Origin of the sequence: Baekduia soli, assembly GCF_007970665.1 — a bacterium.
In the GTDB taxonomy this organism is placed as follows: Bacteria; Actinomycetota; Thermoleophilia; order Solirubrobacterales; family Solirubrobacteraceae; genus Baekduia; species Baekduia soli.
Genome location: NZ_CP042430.1, coordinates 977,078 through 992,554, shown reverse-complemented (window position 1 = coordinate 992,554; position 15,477 = coordinate 977,078). Strand labels below are relative to the sequence as shown.

At 74.6% G+C, this 15,477-nt stretch carries 14 protein-coding genes; 11 read left to right on the top strand and 3 right to left on the bottom strand.

The annotated features are described in order from the left end of the window. Window positions 1–5 precede the first annotated feature (5 nt). From lipA to FSW04_RS04585, 7 genes are all read left to right on the top strand, one after another. Window positions 6–995, top strand: a complete 990-nt coding sequence (gene lipA / locus FSW04_RS04615) for a lipoyl synthase (RefSeq protein ID WP_146916746.1) — start codon at window positions 6–8, stop codon at window positions 993–995. A 15-nt stretch (window positions 996–1,010) separates the two neighbouring features. Beyond that, window positions 1,011–1,778: a rhomboid family intramembrane serine protease gene (locus tag FSW04_RS04610; RefSeq protein WP_146916744.1), complete on the top strand. Its 768-nt coding sequence runs from the start codon at window positions 1,011–1,013 to the stop codon at window positions 1,776–1,778. Between the two features lie 7 nt (window positions 1,779–1,785). Then, the gene (locus FSW04_RS04605) at window positions 1,786–2,736 is read left to right on the top strand and encodes a D-alanyl-D-alanine carboxypeptidase family protein (RefSeq protein ID WP_187369246.1); all 951 of its coding nucleotides are present in this window, start codon (window positions 1,786–1,788) and stop codon (window positions 2,734–2,736) included. Between the two features lie 82 nt (window positions 2,737–2,818). Continuing rightward, window positions 2,819–4,666 (top strand): sensor domain-containing diguanylate cyclase, encoded by a 1,848-nt coding sequence (locus FSW04_RS04600; RefSeq protein ID WP_146916740.1) that lies wholly within the window; start codon window positions 2,819–2,821, stop codon window positions 4,664–4,666. Between the two features lie 94 nt (window positions 4,667–4,760). Then, a complete protein-coding gene (locus tag FSW04_RS04595; protein WP_146916738.1) occupies window positions 4,761–5,984 on the top strand; it encodes an acyl-CoA dehydrogenase family protein in 1,224 nt (407 codons plus the stop codon). Continuing rightward, window positions 5,981–7,090: an acyl-CoA dehydrogenase family protein gene (locus FSW04_RS04590; RefSeq protein WP_146916736.1), complete on the top strand. Its 1,110-nt coding sequence runs from the start codon at window positions 5,981–5,983 to the stop codon at window positions 7,088–7,090. The genes FSW04_RS04595 and FSW04_RS04590 overlap by 4 nt, the downstream gene beginning before the upstream one ends. A gap of 173 nt (window positions 7,091–7,263) precedes the next feature. Then, entirely contained in the window at window positions 7,264–7,467 is a 204-nt protein-coding gene (locus FSW04_RS04585; RefSeq protein WP_146916733.1) for a cold-shock protein, read from the top strand. On the opposite strand, the gene FSW04_RS04580 is transcribed toward FSW04_RS04585, so the two are convergent. After that, window positions 7,464–8,087: a TetR/AcrR family transcriptional regulator gene (locus FSW04_RS04580; RefSeq protein ID WP_146916731.1), complete on the bottom strand. Its 624-nt coding sequence runs from the start codon at window positions 8,085–8,087 to the stop codon at window positions 7,464–7,466. The genes FSW04_RS04585 and FSW04_RS04580 overlap by 4 nt on opposite strands. 67 nt (window positions 8,088–8,154) lie before the next feature. Here FSW04_RS04580 and FSW04_RS04575 point away from each other — a divergent pair, with 67 nt between their 5' ends. Beyond that, the gene (locus FSW04_RS04575; RefSeq protein ID WP_146916728.1) at window positions 8,155–8,937 is read left to right on the top strand and encodes an MBL fold metallo-hydrolase; all 783 of its coding nucleotides are present in this window, start codon (window positions 8,155–8,157) and stop codon (window positions 8,935–8,937) included. A gap of 43 nt (window positions 8,938–8,980) precedes the next feature. Then, window positions 8,981–10,855, top strand: a complete 1,875-nt coding sequence (locus tag FSW04_RS04570; RefSeq protein WP_146916726.1) for an acyl-CoA dehydrogenase family protein — start codon at window positions 8,981–8,983, stop codon at window positions 10,853–10,855. Between the two features lie 47 nt (window positions 10,856–10,902). Here the strand turns inward: FSW04_RS04570 and FSW04_RS04565 are convergent, their stop codons facing one another. Beyond that, entirely contained in the window at window positions 10,903–11,337 is a 435-nt protein-coding gene (locus FSW04_RS04565; protein WP_187369245.1) for a DUF2294 domain-containing protein, read from the bottom strand. Between the two features lie 208 nt (window positions 11,338–11,545). Between FSW04_RS04565 and FSW04_RS04560 the strand changes: the two genes are divergently transcribed. Further along, window positions 11,546–13,105 (top strand): CHAD domain-containing protein, encoded by a 1,560-nt coding sequence (locus tag FSW04_RS04560; RefSeq protein WP_146916721.1) that lies wholly within the window; start codon window positions 11,546–11,548, stop codon window positions 13,103–13,105. Beyond that, a complete protein-coding gene (locus FSW04_RS04555; protein WP_146916719.1) occupies window positions 13,102–13,854 on the top strand; it encodes a ParA family protein in 753 nt (250 codons plus the stop codon). Before FSW04_RS04560 ends, FSW04_RS04555 begins: the two co-directional genes overlap by 4 nt. Before the next feature lie 61 nt (window positions 13,855–13,915). Here the strand turns inward: FSW04_RS04555 and FSW04_RS04550 are convergent, their stop codons facing one another. Then, the gene (locus FSW04_RS04550; protein WP_146916716.1) at window positions 13,916–15,433 is read right to left on the bottom strand and encodes an acyl-CoA synthetase; all 1,518 of its coding nucleotides are present in this window, start codon (window positions 15,431–15,433) and stop codon (window positions 13,916–13,918) included. Window positions 15,434–15,477 lie beyond the last annotated feature (44 nt).

The following is a 15,477-nucleotide window of genomic DNA, read 5'->3' as shown; positions in this document are numbered from 1 at the left end:
CGGCGATGGCCGCCGAACCCACGACGCAGCGCGAGCACAAGACCCGCAGCCGGGCCAACCCCGGCGGCATGGACGTCCTGACGGTCCTCGGGCCCGACGTCCTGGACTTCAAGCACCGCAAGCCCAAGTGGTTCAAGGTCCCCATGCCCGGTGGCCCGAGCTACCGCGAGCTCACCACGCGGATCAAGGACGACAACCTGCACACCGTGTGCCAGGAGGCCGCCTGCCCGAACATCGGCGAGTGCTGGGAGCGCGGCACCGCCACGTTCATGATCCTCGGCGACACGTGCACGCGGCGCTGCGGGTTCTGCCACGTCAAGACCGGCAAGCCGACCTGGAACGACCCCCTGGAGCCCGCGCGCGTCGCCCGCCAGGTCGCCCGGATGGGCCTGCGCCACGCCGTCATCACATCGGTCGACCGCGACGACCTGCCCGACAAGGGCGCGCACGCGTTCGTCGGCGTCATCCGCCAGATCCGCCGTCAGGCGCCGCGCTGCAAGGTCGAGGTCCTGACCCCCGACTTCCAGGGCCTGGACATGCCGCTGGCCAAGGTCATCGCCGAGCGCCCCGACGTCTTCAACCACAACGTCGAGGTCGCGCCGCGCCTGTACCCGATCGCGCGCCGCGGCTCGACCTGGCAGCGCTCGCTGCGGGTGCTCGAGACGGCCAAGGACCTCGGCGGTGACGAGGTCGTCACGAAGTCCGGGCTCATGGTCGGACTGGGCGAGAGCTTCGAGGAGATGGTCGACGCCCTGGGCCAGCTGCGCGAGCGCGGCGTCCAGGTCATCACGATCGGCCAGTACCTGCGGCCGACCGAGCGCCACCTGCCGATCGTGCGCTACTGGCACCCCGACGAGTTCGACGCGCTCGCCGCGGCCGGCATGGAGATGGGCTTCGACCACGTCGCCGCCGGCCCGCTCGTCCGCTCGAGCTACCACGCCGACGAACATGTGCCCCAGCCCGAGCCCGGCGTGGGACCGCTCGCCGCCGGATAGCCTCCGGGCTGTCCCGTGTTCCCCATCAAGGACAACATCCCGACGAGCCGCCCCGCGGTCGTCACGATCGCGCTGATCGTCCTCAACACGCTGGCCTACTTCCTGTGGCAGAAGGGCGGGATCCTGCACGGGCCGGCCGACAAGGGCGTCGTCGACTACGGCTGGATCCCCTACGAGATCAAGCACCCCGGGCAGCAGTGCATCGCCCAGGGCGGCGGGATCGCCTGCGGCACCGGCGTGCACGGCCAGCCCTCCATCGTCGTGACCGCCCTGACGTCGATGTTCATGCACGGCTCGATCCTGCACCTCGCCGGCAACATGCTCTTCCTCTGGATCTTCGGCAACAACGTCGAGGACAGCATGGGCTCGGTGAAGTTCATCGTGTTCTACCTGCTCGGCGGCGTCGCGGCGCTGGCCGGCCAGACGCTCGTCGCCACCGGCACCGACGCCGCGGTCCCGCTCGTGGGCGCGTCGGGCGCGATCGCCGCGGTCCTCGGCGGCTATGCGGTCCTCTACCCGCGGGCGAGAGTGCTGACGGTCGTGTTCATCATCCTGTTCTTCACGATCATCGAGATCCCGGCGCTGCTCGTCCTCGGCCTGTGGTTCCTGGAGCAGGTCGCCTTCGGCGCGTTCGGCCTGACCAACCCCACCGGCGGCGGGGGCGGCGTGGCGTACTTCGCCCACGTCGGCGGCTTCGTCTTCGGCCTGCTGCTCATCCGCGCGTTCGCCCGGCGGACCAACCCCGCCTACGTCGGCGGCGGTCCCCGGCACCCGGTGTACTGACGCGGTGGTGCGCGCCCGCCCGACGCTCTGCGCCCTCCTCGCCCTCGCGGCCGGCGCCGCGGGCTGCGGGACGGCGTCGACCCGGCCGGCCGGCGGCGCGGGGAGTGCGCCGGCCGGGCCCCGCCCCCCGCTGCAGACCGCCAACGGGCCCCTGGCACCGGCGGCCGCCACGTCGCCCCTGACGCTGCAGCTCGGCGGCGTGCCCGACGCGGTGCAGATCCGCTTCGGCCGGCCGCCGCGCAGCGGCCTGCTCTTCGACCTCGACACGGGCCGGGTGCTGTGGCGCAAGGACCCCACGCGCGTGCTGCCGATCGCGAGCCTGACGAAGATGATGACCGCGCTGGTCGTCGTCGCACGGGTGCCCGACGGCGCCAAGGTGAAGGTCACCAAGGAGGCGCTGGCCTACCAGGGTTCCGGCGTCGGCGTGCTGCCCAAGGGCAAGTCGGTCGGGCTGTCGGCGATGCTCCACGGGCTCCTGCTGCCGTCGGGCAACGATGCGGCCATCGCGCTGGCCCAGCGCGCCGACGGGACCCTGCCGCGCTTCGTCGCCGACATGAACGCCCGCACGACGGCGATGGGCCTGAGCTGCACGCACTACTCCTCGCCCAGCGGGTTCACCGACCGCGGCAACCACTCCTGCGCCGCCGACCTGGCCGTCGAGGCCCGCGCGGTGCTCGACCAGCCGCGCCTGGCCAGGATCGTGCGCCGCCGCCAGGCCGTCCTGCCCTTCCCGATCAAGGGCGGCAAGCTGTACCTGTATAACAACAATCCGCTCCTGCGCATGCGCTACCCGGGCACGCTGGGCATCAAGACCGGGTTCACCGACGCCGCGGGGCGCTGCCTGGTCGCCGCCGTGCGCCGCGGCGACCACCGGCTCGGCGTCGTGCTCCTGCACTCGCCCGACCCGGGCGGGCAGGCGGTCAAGCTGCTGGACCGCGGCTTCCGCGCGCTCGGCTGACCCGGCGCCCGGCGCGCCGCCGACGTCCGCGCGCGGTCCCCGGGGCTGTGCCCGGCGGCCGGGCCGCCGATCTCACCGCCTGATGTCCGCCCTCCCGATGCCCGCCGACGAACGGGCGCGGCTCGCCGCGCTGCGCGAGCTGCGCCTCCTGGACTCGCCCGCCGACCACGCGCTCGACGAGCTCGTGGCGCTCGCCGCGCGGCTGCTGGACCTCCCGGTGGCGGCCGTCAACCTCATCGACGCCGACCGCCAGTGGACGAAGGCCGGGGTGGGCATGCAGCTCGGCGACCAGGCCCCGCGCGAGGACTCCCTGTGCGCCATCGCCATCGCCTCCGGCGAGGACCTGTGGGTCGTGGCCGACCTGGCCGCCGACCCGCGGCTGGCCGACAACCCGTTCGTCACCGGCGGCCTGGGCTTCTACGCCGGCGCCCCCGTCCGCACCGCCGAGGGCCACGCGATCGGCACGCTCTGCGTCGCCGGCCCGCAGCCGCGGGCCTTCTCGGTCCAGGACCGCGACACGCTGCGTACGCTGGCCGCGTCGGTGAGCGCGCACATCGAGCTCGCCCGCCAGCGTGCGCTCGCGGCGCGGCGCTCGGCCGAGCTGTCCGCCGTCCTCGAGCAGGCCCCCGACGCGTTCGTGGCCATCGACCTCGACGGCCGGATCACGGAGTGGAACGCCAAGGCCCACGAGCTCTTCGGCCGCCCGCGCGCCGACGCGCTGGGCCGCGACCTCGCCGACCTCGTCATCCCGCCCGAGGGGCGCGCGGACCATCGTCAGGCGCTCGCCCGCCTGACCGCCGGCGAGGCCCCGCGGCTCATGCACCGCGCCCTCGAGCTGCCCGCGCTGCGCGCCGACGGCACGCTGGTGCCGGTCGAGATCACGCTCGCGGCGGTCGGCAGCGTGCAGGACGGCGACCGGCGCTGCATCGCCTTCGCCCGCGACATCACCGAGCGCCGCGAGCACGAGCGCGAGCGGCGCGCCGACGCCGACGCGCTCGCGCTGCTGGCCGGGGTGACGAGCCGCCTGGCCGCCGGCCACGACGACGCGGTCCTGCGCGACGACCTCTGCGAGGCCGCGGCCCAGATCGCCGAGGCCGACTCCGCCGTGCTCTTCGGCGCCGACGAGGACGGGGGGCTGCGCGCCACCGGCGCGAGCGATCCGCGCCTGCGCGACCTGCGCATCCCGGCGGCCAGCCGGTCGCTGGCGCTGGAGGCGTTCACCTCGTGCGTGCCGCGCTTCGCCGGCGACGCCGCGGCCCAGGGCTGGCCGCTGGCCGCGCGACACGGCGCCCGCGCCGTCGCCGTGCAGCCCGTGCTCGTCGACGGGCAGGCGGCCGGCGTCCTGGCCGTCTTCTGGCGCACGGAGCGCGCGGCCCTGGGCACGCGCGTCGGCCGGCTGCTGCCGCTGCTGGCCCACGAGGGCGCGACGGCCATCGCCCGCGCCGCGCTGGTGTCCGAGCTGGCCCAGCAGTCCCGCCTGGACCCACTGACCGGCGTGCTCAACCGGCGCGCGCTGGACGCCGAGCTGCGCCGCGCGCTGCACCGCGCCCGGGTCACCGATCAGCCGCTCTCGGTCGCGGTGCTCGACCTCGACCACTTCAAGGCCTACAACGACAGTCACGGCCACCCGGCCGGCGACGCGCTGCTGAAGTCCTGCTGCGCGGCCTGGACCGGCGAGCTGCGCGGCGGCGACGTGCTGGCCCGCTTCGGCGGCGAGGAGTTCGTCATCGTGCTGCCTGCCTGTGCCCGGCCCGACGCCGTGGCGCTGCTCGAGCGCCTGCGGCGCGTCATGCCCGCGGCGCGCACGTGCTCGGCAGGCGTGGCCACGTGGGACGGCGCGGAGGCGGTCGAGGTGCTGCTCGCCCGTGCCGACCGCGCGCTCTACGACGCCAAGGGCGCCGGGCGCGACCGGGTCTGCGCCGCGGCCTGAGGCCCGCGCGCGCGCCGATCTGCGCCACGGCGGCGCGTCGCGCCGCTAGAGTCCACGCTCCACCGACTGGCTGGTCAGCCAAGAAGGAGCGAGCGTGGACCTCAACGACACGCCCGAGCAGGCCGCATACCGCCAAGGGGTGCGTGGCTGGCTCGAGCAGCACCGGGCCGCGGCCCCCGAGACGCGCAGCACGCGCGCCGGGGCCGAGGACGAGGCCTACCTGCAGGCGCGGCGCGCCTGGCAGGGCGAGCTCGCCGCCGGCGGGCTGGCCGGCGTCACCTGGCCCAAGGAGTACGGCGGCCAGGGCCTCGGTCCCATCGAGCAGGTCATCGTCAACCAGGAGCTCGGCCGCGCCGGCGTCCCCGGGATCCTCGACGTCATCGGCATCGGGATGCTCGGGCCGTGCCTCATCGCCCACGGCACCGACGAGCAGAAGACGCGCCACCTCGGGCCCATGCTCCACGGCGACGAGGTGTGGTGCCAGCTCTTCTCCGAGCCGGCCGCCGGCTCCGACCTCGCCGCGGTGCAGACCCGCGCCCAGGTGCAGGACGACGGCAGCTTCGTGCTCAATGGCCAGAAGGTCTGGACGACCAACGCGCAGTTCGCCACCTACGGCCTGCTGCTGGCGCGCACGAACCCCGACGTGCCCAAGCACAAGGGCATGACGATGTTCATCGTCCCGATGGACGCCCCGGGCGTGACGATCCGCGGGCTGCGCCAGATCTCCGGCGAGGCCGAGTTCAACGAGGTCTTCTTCGACGACGTCCGGGTCGGCCCCGAGAACGTCGTCGGCGGGGTCGACAACGGGTGGGGCACCGCGCTCACCGTGCTCATGTACGAGCGCGTGACGATCGGCCTGGGCTCCGAGAGCATGGGCTACCGGCCCGACCGCTTCGCCCGCGCCCTCGCGCAGGAGCCGTCCGTGGCCACCGACACGTCGGTGCGCAAGGCGCTCGGCGAGATCGGCACCGAGCTGCTGGCCCTGCGCTTCGCCAGCTACCGCGCCCTGTCGGCGCTGGCCAAGGGCCAGATCCCCGGCCCCGAGGCCGGCCTGGCCAAGGTCACCACGGTCAACGCGGCGATCGCCGCCGGCGACCTGATCGCCGACGTCCTCGGGCCCGACGCGCTGGAAGACGACAGCGAGTGGGCCTACATGATCTCGTTCCTCCCCGGCCTGAAGTCCGCCGGCGGCACGGAGCAGATCCTGCGCAACACGATCGGCGAGCGGGTCCTGGGCCTCCCGCCCGAGCCGCGCCTGGACAAGGGCGTCCCGTTCAACGAGCTGCGGGCGCAGGAGAAGGCCGCGGTGGCGTCGTGAACCTCGCCCTGAGCGACGAGCAGGAGTTCCTGCGCGAGGCCGCCCGCGGCACGCTGTCGCGGTTCAAGACCGTCGAGGCCGCGCGCACCGCGCTCGACGACGGCCTCGGCGCACTGCCCGACCTGGGCGCCGCGGCCCGCGAGGCCGGCTGGGCCGGGCTGCTGATCGGCGAGGCCGCCGGCGGCGCCGGCCTGGGCGTCTTCGACGCGATGCTCGTCGCCGAGGAGCTGGGCCGCGTCCTGGCCCCCGTGCCGCTGCTGGGCCTGCTGCCGGCCACCGCGATCCTCGACGCCGCCGGGCACGAGGCGCTCGGCGCGATCGCGGCGGGCGACGTGCGGCCCGTGTGGATCCCGACCCGCCCGCCGGGCGACCTCGAGGACCGCTGGACCGTCGACGCCCATGGCGCGACCCGCGCGCAGGCCCCGGCCGTCATGGCCGGCGGCGGGGCCGTGACGGTCACCGGCACCGCGGCGTTCGTCCCCGACGCGCCCGGTGCGGATCTCATCGTCGTCGTCGGGCCCGACGGCGCCGCGACGGTCGTGGAGGCCTCCGCCCCCGGCGTCACGATCGAGCGCGTCGTCCGCTACGACATCACGCGGCCACTGGCCCACGTGACGTTCGCCGGCGCCCCGGGCACGGCGCTGGGCACGACGGCCGACGTGGCGCAGGACGCCTGGTACGTCGCGCAGGCGCTGCTGGCCGCCGAGTCGGTCGGCACGGTCCAGACGACGCTGGAGATGAGCGTGCAGTACGCCAAGGAGCGCTTCACGTTCGGGCGCGCCATCGGCTCCTACCAGGCCGTCAAGCACGAGCTGACCGAGGTGCTGCGGCGCCTGGAGAACGCGCGCTCGCTGCTGTACTACGCCGGCTGGGCCCGCGCCGACGCCCCGGCGGAGTTCCCGCTGGCGGCCAGCGCGGCCCGCAGCGCCGCCGGCGCGGCGCTGGACTTCGCCGCCCGCTCGAACATCAACGTGCACGGCGGCATCGGCGCGACGTGGGAGCACGACGCGCCGCTGTACTTCCGCCGCGCGCAGCTCTCCCGGCGGCTGCTAGGCGGCCACGGCGACGCCACCGACCGCGTCGCGGAACGCCTGCTCGCAGGCTGATTCCACGCCCCCGCCGAGCCTTGGGAAAATCTCCCGCAGGGCTCGGCGGGAGTGCTACGGTGCCCGCGTCCGAGCCGGTCCCGCGAGGCCGGCAGCAAGAGTGTGTTGGCGCCGCAGTGGTTGGTCCGAGGTACCTCCCGCGTCCGCAGCACCAGCTCGTAGGAGGTGCCGAGATGGCACAGGGCGTCGTGAAGTGGTTCGGCGACGAGAAGGGCTTTGGCTTCATCACCCCCGATGAGTCGGGCAAGGACCTGTTCGTCCACCACTCCGACATCGTCGCCGAGGGCTTCCGCACCCTCGCCGAGGGTGCGCGGGTCGAGTTCGACACCGAGGCCGGCAACAAGGGCCCCAAGGCCGTGGGCGTGCGCGTCGTCTAGACGCCCGTGCGCCGTCGCGCGCGCGGCGCGTGCAGCAGCGCGCGCATGGCCCGCCAGCCGCGCGCCGTGGCCTCCGGGTCGGCGAGCAGGCGGCGGGCCTGGTTGACGCCCATGGCGACGGCGTTGAGCCCGAAGGCCACGTCGGCCGGATCGGTGGCGCGGGGCAGGTCGCCGGCCCGGAGGGCGACGCGCGCGTCGGCGGCCAGCGCGCGCAGCCAGCGCGCCTGGTGGCGCGCCAGGGCCTCGCGCACCGGCCCCGGCCGGTCGTCGAACTCACAGGCGGCCGCGGTCACGAAGCAGCCGCCGGGGAACACGTCGCGCTCGAGGTAGGACAGCCAGCCGTCGGCGACGGCGAGCAGCCGGGGACGGCCGGGGGTCGCCCCGGCGGCCGGCTCCCACACCTCGTGCGTGAACGTGCCGACGGCCGCCTCCAGCGCGGCGAGCTGCAGGCCCTCCTTCGTGCCGAAGTGCCCCAGGACGCCGGCCTTGCTCATGTGCAGCTCGCCGGCCACCCGGCCGATCGTCAGCCCGTCGAGCCCGTCGACGGAGGCGACGGCGACCGAGCGCTCCACGATGGCCGAACGGGTCTGCAGCGCCTCGGCGGCCGAGCGGCGTGGCATGGCCGCGATGGTAGCGACCGGTCGGTCGCTATTGACTTGACGACCGGTCGGTCGCTATACCTCGTCCATGGAGATCGTGCGACTGGGTTGGGCCGGCCTCGAGCTGCAGGCCGCTGGCGAGACGGCCGTCATCGACCTGTTCCAGCACCCTGGGCGGCTGGTCGACTTCGTCGGCGAGCCCCACACCCCGCTGCCCGGGCCGTCGCGCCCGGGCACCGCCGTGCTGGCGCTCGTCACGCACCTGCACGAGGACCACGCCGACCCGCAGGCCATCGCCGCGGCGCTGGGACCGGACGGCGTGCTCGTGCGGCCGGCCGCCGCGCAGGGCTCGGCGCTGGAGGTCGCCGGCGTCGCGCCGACGGAGGAGGGGTTGCTGCGCCTCGGCGTGCCCCAGCGGGTCGTCGCGCCGTGGGAGACCGTCGAGGCCGGGCCGTTCCGCGCCACGGCGGTCCCGGCGGTCGACGGCCTCGGCGACCCGCAGGTCTCCTGGGTCGTCGAGGCCGGGGGGCTGCGGATCCTGCATGCCGGCGACACGCTCTTCCACGGCTCATGGTGGAGCATCCGCGAGCGCGTCGGGCCCATCGACATCGCGTTCCTGCCCGTCAACGGCCCCGTGGTGCGCCTGCCCCACCGCCGGCCCGCCTCGCCGCTGGTCGCCGCGATGGGCCCGCGCGAGGCCGCGACGGCCGCCCACCTCCTGCAGGCCGCGACGGCGGTGCCCATCCACTACGACGCGCTGCACCGGGCGCCGGCCTACGTCCAGGCCACGATGCCCGCGCAGGCGTTCCTGCGCGAGGCGGCCGGCGCCGGGGTGCCCGCGCGGATCGTGGAGCCGGGCGCCGTCGTGTGATCGGCGCCGTTCACGCGGCGCGGGCCCCGGGTACAGGTCCCCCATGGCCACCGACGTCTCAGAACGCGAAGCACGACAGGTCGCCGAGGAGGCCCGCGAGGGCGAGTGGTCGCTGCCGAGCTTCGGCAAGGACCTCTTCCTCGGGCGCCTGAACCTCGACCTGATCCACCCGCAGCCGCGGCTGGACCCGGAGGCCGTGGAGCGGGGCGAGCGCTTCCTCGAGCGCCTGCGCGCCTTCCTGGAGCACGAGGTCGACCCGCTGGCCATCGAGCGCGACGCGAAGATCCCCGAGGCCGTCATCGACGGGCTCAAGGAGCTCGGCGCCATGGGCATGAAGGTGCCCGAGGAGTACGGCGGCCTGGGCCTGTCGCAGGTGTACTACAACCGCGCGCTCACGCTCGTGGGCTCCTGCCACTCCTCGCTGGGCGCGCTGCTCAGCGCCCACCAGTCCATCGGCGTGGCCGAGCCGCTGCTGCACTTCGGGTCCGAGGCCCAGAAGCGAGAGTGGCTGCCCAAGGTCGCCACGACCCACATCTCCGCGTTCCTGCTCACCGAGCCCGACGTCGGCTCGGACCCCGCGCGCGTCGGGACGACCGCCATCCCGACCGACGACGGCAGCGCCTACGTGCTCAACGGCCGCAAGCTGTGGGCCACCAACGGCGCGATCGCCGACGTCGTCGTCGTGATGGCCAAGGTCCCCCCGGGCGAGGGGCGCAAGGGCGGCATCAGCGCGTTCATCCTGCCCTACGACACCGAGGGCGTGACCGTCGAGCACCGCAACGCGTTCATGGGGCTGCGCGGCATCGAGAACTCCGTGACGCTGCTGCAGGACGTCCGCGTCCCCGCCGAGAACCTCATCGGGCGCGAGGGACAGGGGCTCAAGATCGCGCTGACGACGCTGAACACCGGGCGCCTGGCGCTGCCCGCGATCTGCCTGGGCACCGCGAAGTGGTCCACGAAGGTCGCCCGCGAGTGGTCGGCCGAGCGCGTGCAGTGGGGCCAGGCCATCGGCAAGCACGATGCGGTGGCCCAGAAGGTCGCGTTCATCGCGGCCTCGGCGTTCGGCATCGAGGCCATGCTCGACGTGGCCAGCCGCATGGCCGACGACCGCCAGCGCGACATCCGCATCGAGGCGGCCATCGCCAAGCTCTACGCCTCCGAGCTGGGCTGGAAGGTCGTCGACGAGCTCATGCAGGTCCGCGGCGGCCGCGGCTACGAGACCGCCGACTCGCTGGCGGCCCGTGGCGAGAAGCCGATCCCCGTCGAGCAGGCCATGCGCGACATGCGCATCAACCGCATCTTCGAGGGCTCGACCGAGATCATGCACCTGCTCATCGCGCGCGAGGCGGTCGACCAGCACCTCGCGGTCGCCGGCGACGTGCTCGAGCCCGACGTCGCGATGAAGGACAAGGCGCGTGCGGCGGTCGAGGCGGGCAGGTTCTACGCGAAGTGGTTTCCGCAGCTGGCCGTGGGCGAGGGGCAGCGGCCCGGGGCGTTCGCGGAGTTCGGCTCCCTGGCCCGCCACCTGCGCTACGCCGAGCGGGCCTCGCGCAAGCTCGCGCGGTCGACGTTCTACGCCATGGGCCGCTGGCAGGCCAGGCTGGAGCGCAAGCAGTCCGTGCTCGGCCGCGTGGTCGACATCGGCGCCGAGCTGTTCGCGATCTCCTCCGCGGTCGTCTACGCCGACACGCTGCAGCGCGAGCGCCCGGGCCACGCCGACGAGGCCGTCGCCCTGGCCGACCTGTTCTGCCGCCAGGCCCGGCGGCGCGCCGACGCGCTGTTCGCCGCGCTGTTCGACAACGACGACGACGCGGCCTACGCGCTGGCCCAGGACGTGCTGGCCGGCGACTTCACCTGGATCGAGGAGGGCATCTCGGATCCGTCGGGCTCCGGGCCGGAGGTCGCCGGGCAGGCCTGACCGCGGGCCGCCATGCGGGTCAGGCGGCCCGCGTCACACGCCGGCGATCAGTTCGGCCCGAACGATCGCCCGGCGCCCGGGCCCCGCGCGCCCTCACCCGCCGGATGGGGTGCCTCCGGCGCCCCGTCGAGCATGAAGATCTCGGCCCCGAGGTCGGGGTCGACGTGGTTGGCGCTCATCATCGCGGTCACCCGCCGGCGGGTCAGCCGCTCGATCATCGCGGTCGCGTCGTCGCGCATGGCCTCCTGGAAGGAGTGCCGGTAGGCGAGCACCGTGTCGGCCTGCCCGGTGCGGACCAGTGACTGCTCGCCCTTGGTCAGCGTGTCCTCCAGCAGGACGACGACCACGCTGTCGCGCAGGATCACGCGGGCCTTCGTCGGCCCGCGGCCCGTGTAGTCGCGGACGAGCTGGACCATCGCCGTGGCGATCGCGGCGCTCAGGGACCCGCGCTGCGGTGTCGCCGGACCCTCGTGGTCGGTCATGGTCACCCTCTCGGCGTCTTCCCGGTGAGGTCTCACGCAACAGGAGTAAGACGGCGAAGCGCCGACGCGCGGGAACCGTCCCGAGCGCCGTCCCTCCGGGGGAGGTCCGCGTCGGGCTGATGCACCGAGTGTCGCAGGTCCGCCGCCGCGACCTGCGGCGTCGTCCCCTGGCGGCCCGCACCCGCCGCGTGCCAGACTGCCGCGGTCCATGTCCGCCGCGGCGCACCACTACCTGCTGCCCGACGGCGCCGGCCTGGCGGCCGCCCAGGCGCTGCTGGCGGGCCACCTCCGCCTCGATGCGGACCCGACCGAGTCGGTGTCGTGCACGTGGTACGACACGTTCGACGGCCGGCTGCACGCCCGCGGCCTGCAGCTCGTCGCCCAGGACGGGCGCCTGCTCCTGCTCGACGCCGCCGGCGTCCAGGTCGCCGCGGGCCCGCCGCCGGCGCCCGGCGCCCCCGCCCCCGCCGAGCACCTCATGGCGGACGACCTGCCCGCGGGCCGGCTGCGCGACGCGGTCGCGCCGCTCATCGCCATGCGGGCGCTGACGGCCATCGCCCGGACGCGCAGCCGCCGGCGCGCCCTGCGCGTCACCGACGATGAGGCCAAGACCGTGGTGCGTCTCGTCGCCGAGGAGCCCTCCGTGCTCGCCGGCGGCGGCCCCCCGCGACGGCTGGCCGGCCGGCTGACGGTGGCCGGCGTGCGCGGCTACGACCGCGCGCTGGCGGCGGCGCGCGCGGCGATCGAGGACGGGGCGGGCCTGCGGGCGGCGCCCGAGTCCCTGGCCGACGAGGCGGTACGCGCCGGCGGTGGTGTCCCGGGCGGCGTCTCCTCCAAGCTGCGGGTCGCGCTGGACCCCTCCGAGCGCGCCGACGCCGCCGCCGTGCGCCTGCTCGCGCCGCTGGTGACCGTCATCCGCCTCAACCTGCCCGGGACGCTGGCCGACGTCGACACGGAGTTCCTGCACGACCTGCGCGTCGCCGTCCGGCGCACGCGCTCGGCCCAGCGCCAGCTGCGCCATGTCTTCCCCGCCGGCGAGCTGGACGCGCACCGCCGGGCGTTCCGCCGCCTGCAGCAGGTCACCGGGCCCAGCCGCGACCTCGACGTCTCCCTGCTGGACTTCGACCACCTCGTGGGCGGGCTCCCCGGCTCGGCGCCCGCCGACATCGAGCCTCTGCGCGGCGTCCTGGCCGACCGGCGCGAGGCCGAGCGCACGCGGATGGTCCGGGCGCTGCGCGCCCCGGCCACCGCCGCGGCGCTCGACGGCTGGGAGGCGCTGCTGGAGCGGCTCGTCCACGCGCCGGAGGACGACCGCCGCGATGCGGCCCGCCCCATCGTCGCCGTGGCCGGACGGCGGATCGCCAAGGTCCACGGGCGCATGGTCCGCGACGGCCGCCGGATCGACGCCACGAGCCCGCCGGAGGCGCTGCATGAGCTGCGCAAGAGCGGCAAGGAGCTGCGCTACCTGCTCGAGTTCTTCGCCAGCCTGTTCCCGCCGGAGGTCGTCAAGCCGATGGTCCGCGGACTGAAGGACCTGCAGGACACGCTCGGGCGCCACCAGGACCGCGACGTGCAGGTCGCGATGCTCCGCGGCCTGGCCGGCGACGTCTCCGCGGCGCCGAGCGGGACGGCGGCGCTCATCGCCATGGGCTCGCTGATCGACCGGCTGGCCCACGAGCAGGTGCTGGCCCGCGCGGAGTTCGCCGAGCGCTTCGCCGCGTTCTGCGAGCGGGCGCCCCGGTCCCTCGTCCGGCGCACGTTCCGATGACGCTCGTCCTGGCGACCTACAACATCAAGGGCGGGGTCGGCAAGACGTCGGCGGCCGTCAACCTCGCGCACCTCGCCGCGCACGACGGCGCCCGGACGCTGCTGTGGGACCTCGACCCGCAGGGCGCCAGCACGTACCTGCTGCGGGTGCGGCCGAGGGTCAAGGGCGGCGCGGAGCGGCTCGTGCGCGGGCGCACCGAGATCGGGCGCCTGGTCAAGGGCACCGACCACGAGCGGCTGGACCTCCTGCCCGCCGACTTCTCCTATCGCCACATGGACCTCGCGCTCGACGCCGCCAAGCGCCCGACCCGGCGCCTGGCCCGCCTGCTGGCCCCGCTGGCCGGCGAGTACGACGTGGTGTTCCTGGACTGCCCGCCGAGCGTCTCGCTCGTCTCCGAGAGCGTGTTCCAGGCCGCCGACGCGCTGCTGGTTCCGATCATCCCGGCCACGCTCTCGGCCCGGACGTTCGCGCAGCTGCGCGACCATGTCGCCGCGCAGGGCGGGGCCGCCCCCCAGCTGCTGGCGTTCCTGTCCATGGTCGACCGCCGGCGCCGGTTGCACCGGGAGGTCTCCGACGAGCTGACCGGCGGCGCCGAGATGCTGCGGACCGCGATCCCGGCGTCCAGCGTCGTGGAGCGGATGGGCCGCGAGCGCACGTCGATCGCGGCCTTCGCGCCCCGCAGCCCGGCCGCGAAGGCCTACGAGGCGCTCTGGCTCGAGGTGCGCGAGCGCACCGGCCTGCAGGCGTGAGCGAATCGAGATGCCAGCGTCGCGCTTTCCCCGAGGTGCGCCGGCGCATCGCCGCGGCCGCTCAGCCCTCCTCGACGTGCTCGCGGTCGCGCAGCGTGCGCTTGAGCACCTTGCCCGACGGGTTGCGCGGGAGCTCGTCGAGGATGCGGAAGCCCTTCGGCGTCTTGTAGGACGCCAGCCGCTGCCGGCAGAACGCCTCGAGCTCCTCGTCGGTGGCCGACACGCCGGGCCTGAGCACCAGGTAGGCGACGGGCACCTCGAGCCAGCGCGGGTGCGGGCTGCCGACCACGGCGGCCTCGAGCACCGCCGGGTGCTCGTAGAGCACGCGCTCGACCTCGAGCGAGGCCACGTTCTCCCCCCCGGTGATGATGATGTCCTTGAGCCGGTCGACGATGAACAGGCAGCCGTCCTCGTCGAGGTAGCCGAGGTCGCCGGTGTGGAACCAGCCCCCGCGCTTGGCCGTCGCGGTGGCCTCGTCGTCGTGCCAGTAGCCCTTGAAGATCTTCGCGCCGCGCAGGCACACCTCGCCGACCTCGCCGGCGGGGACGGGCGCGTCGTCGAGGTCGACGATCTGCACCTCCACCCCGATGACCGCCTTGCCGACGGAGCCGAGCTTGTCGATCGAGCGCCCCTTGTCCAGGAACGTGTCGCCGCCCACGGACTCCGTCAGCCCGTAGGCGTCGGCGAACCACGCGCTGGGGAACGCGTCGAGGAGGCGCTGGATGAGGACGAGCGGCATCTTCTCGCCGCCGTCGATGATGACCCGCATCGACGTCGTGTCGTAGTCGCCGAGCGTCGGCTCGGCGAGCACCATGTTGACCATCGCGGGCGCCAGCCAGACCGTGGTGATCCCGCGCTCCTGGATCTCGCGCAGGACGCCGACGGCGTCGAAGCGGCGCATGATGTGCGTCGAGCCGCCGAGGTAGAGCATGTTCGTCAGCGTCAGGTCCAGCGCGCCCACGTGGTAGAGCGGGCCGCAGATGAGGCCCCGGTCGTCCTGGGTGAGCCCCATCTCCACGCAGTGGCCCGCGCACTTTGCGGCGACGTTGCCGTGGGTGAGCATGACGCCCTTGGGCCGCGACGTCGTGCCCGACGTGTACATGATGCGCGCGACGTCGTCGAGGTCGACGGGCTCGGCGGCCGGCACGGGCTCGGCGGCCGCGACGAGGTCGTCCAGCGACCGCCACGGGTCCGCGGCCCCCGGGCCGGCCTGCAGCCGCGGCAGCGCGGGGTCCAGCAGGCTGGTCTGCGCGAGCAGCTCCTCCTCGCTGACGATGAGCTTGGCGCCGGAGTGCTCGACGACGTACTGCAGCTCGGCGGCGGCCAGGCGCCAGTTGACCGGCATCCAGATCGCGCCGAGGTACGCGCACGCGAGCATGACGTCGGTCAGCTGCAGCGAGTTGTGCAGCAGCATCCCGACGACGTCGCCCTTGCCGATGCCCTCCGCGCGCAGCACCGCGGCCGTGCGCTGCACGCGGTCCAGCAGGCCCGCGTAGGTCACGCGCTCGTCGGCGTACGTGAACGCCGTGCGGTCGCCGAAGCGATCGGCGTGGTGCTCGATGATGTTCCCGAAGTTCATGCCTGCCCCTGGCTCATCGGCCGCATTCAAGCGCAACCGGGCGC

Excerpts from the sequence above, each read along its gene's own strand:
- FSW04_RS04570 (WP_146916726.1), top strand. The coding sequence starts at position 8,981 with ATGGCCACCGACGTCTCAGAACGCGAAGCACGACAGGTCGCCGAGGAG.
- FSW04_RS04565 (WP_187369245.1), bottom strand. The coding sequence starts at position 11,337 with ATGACCGACCACGAGGGTCCGGCGACACCGCAGCGCGGGTCCCTGAGC.
- FSW04_RS04585 (WP_146916733.1), top strand. The coding sequence starts at position 7,264 with ATGGCACAGGGCGTCGTGAAGTGGTTCGGCGACGAGAAGGGCTTTGGC.
- FSW04_RS04575 (WP_146916728.1), top strand. The coding sequence starts at position 8,155 with ATGGAGATCGTGCGACTGGGTTGGGCCGGCCTCGAGCTGCAGGCCGCT.
- lipA (WP_146916746.1), top strand. The coding sequence starts at position 6 with ATGGCCGCCGAACCCACGACGCAGCGCGAGCACAAGACCCGCAGCCGG.
- FSW04_RS04550 (WP_146916716.1), bottom strand. The coding sequence starts at position 15,433 with ATGAACTTCGGGAACATCATCGAGCACCACGCCGATCGCTTCGGCGAC.
- FSW04_RS04600 (WP_146916740.1), top strand. The coding sequence starts at position 2,819 with ATGTCCGCCCTCCCGATGCCCGCCGACGAACGGGCGCGGCTCGCCGCG.
- FSW04_RS04555 (WP_146916719.1), top strand. The coding sequence starts at position 13,102 with ATGACGCTCGTCCTGGCGACCTACAACATCAAGGGCGGGGTCGGCAAG.
- FSW04_RS04560 (WP_146916721.1), top strand. The coding sequence starts at position 11,546 with ATGTCCGCCGCGGCGCACCACTACCTGCTGCCCGACGGCGCCGGCCTG.
- FSW04_RS04580 (WP_146916731.1), bottom strand. The coding sequence starts at position 8,087 with ATGCCACGCCGCTCGGCCGCCGAGGCGCTGCAGACCCGTTCGGCCATC.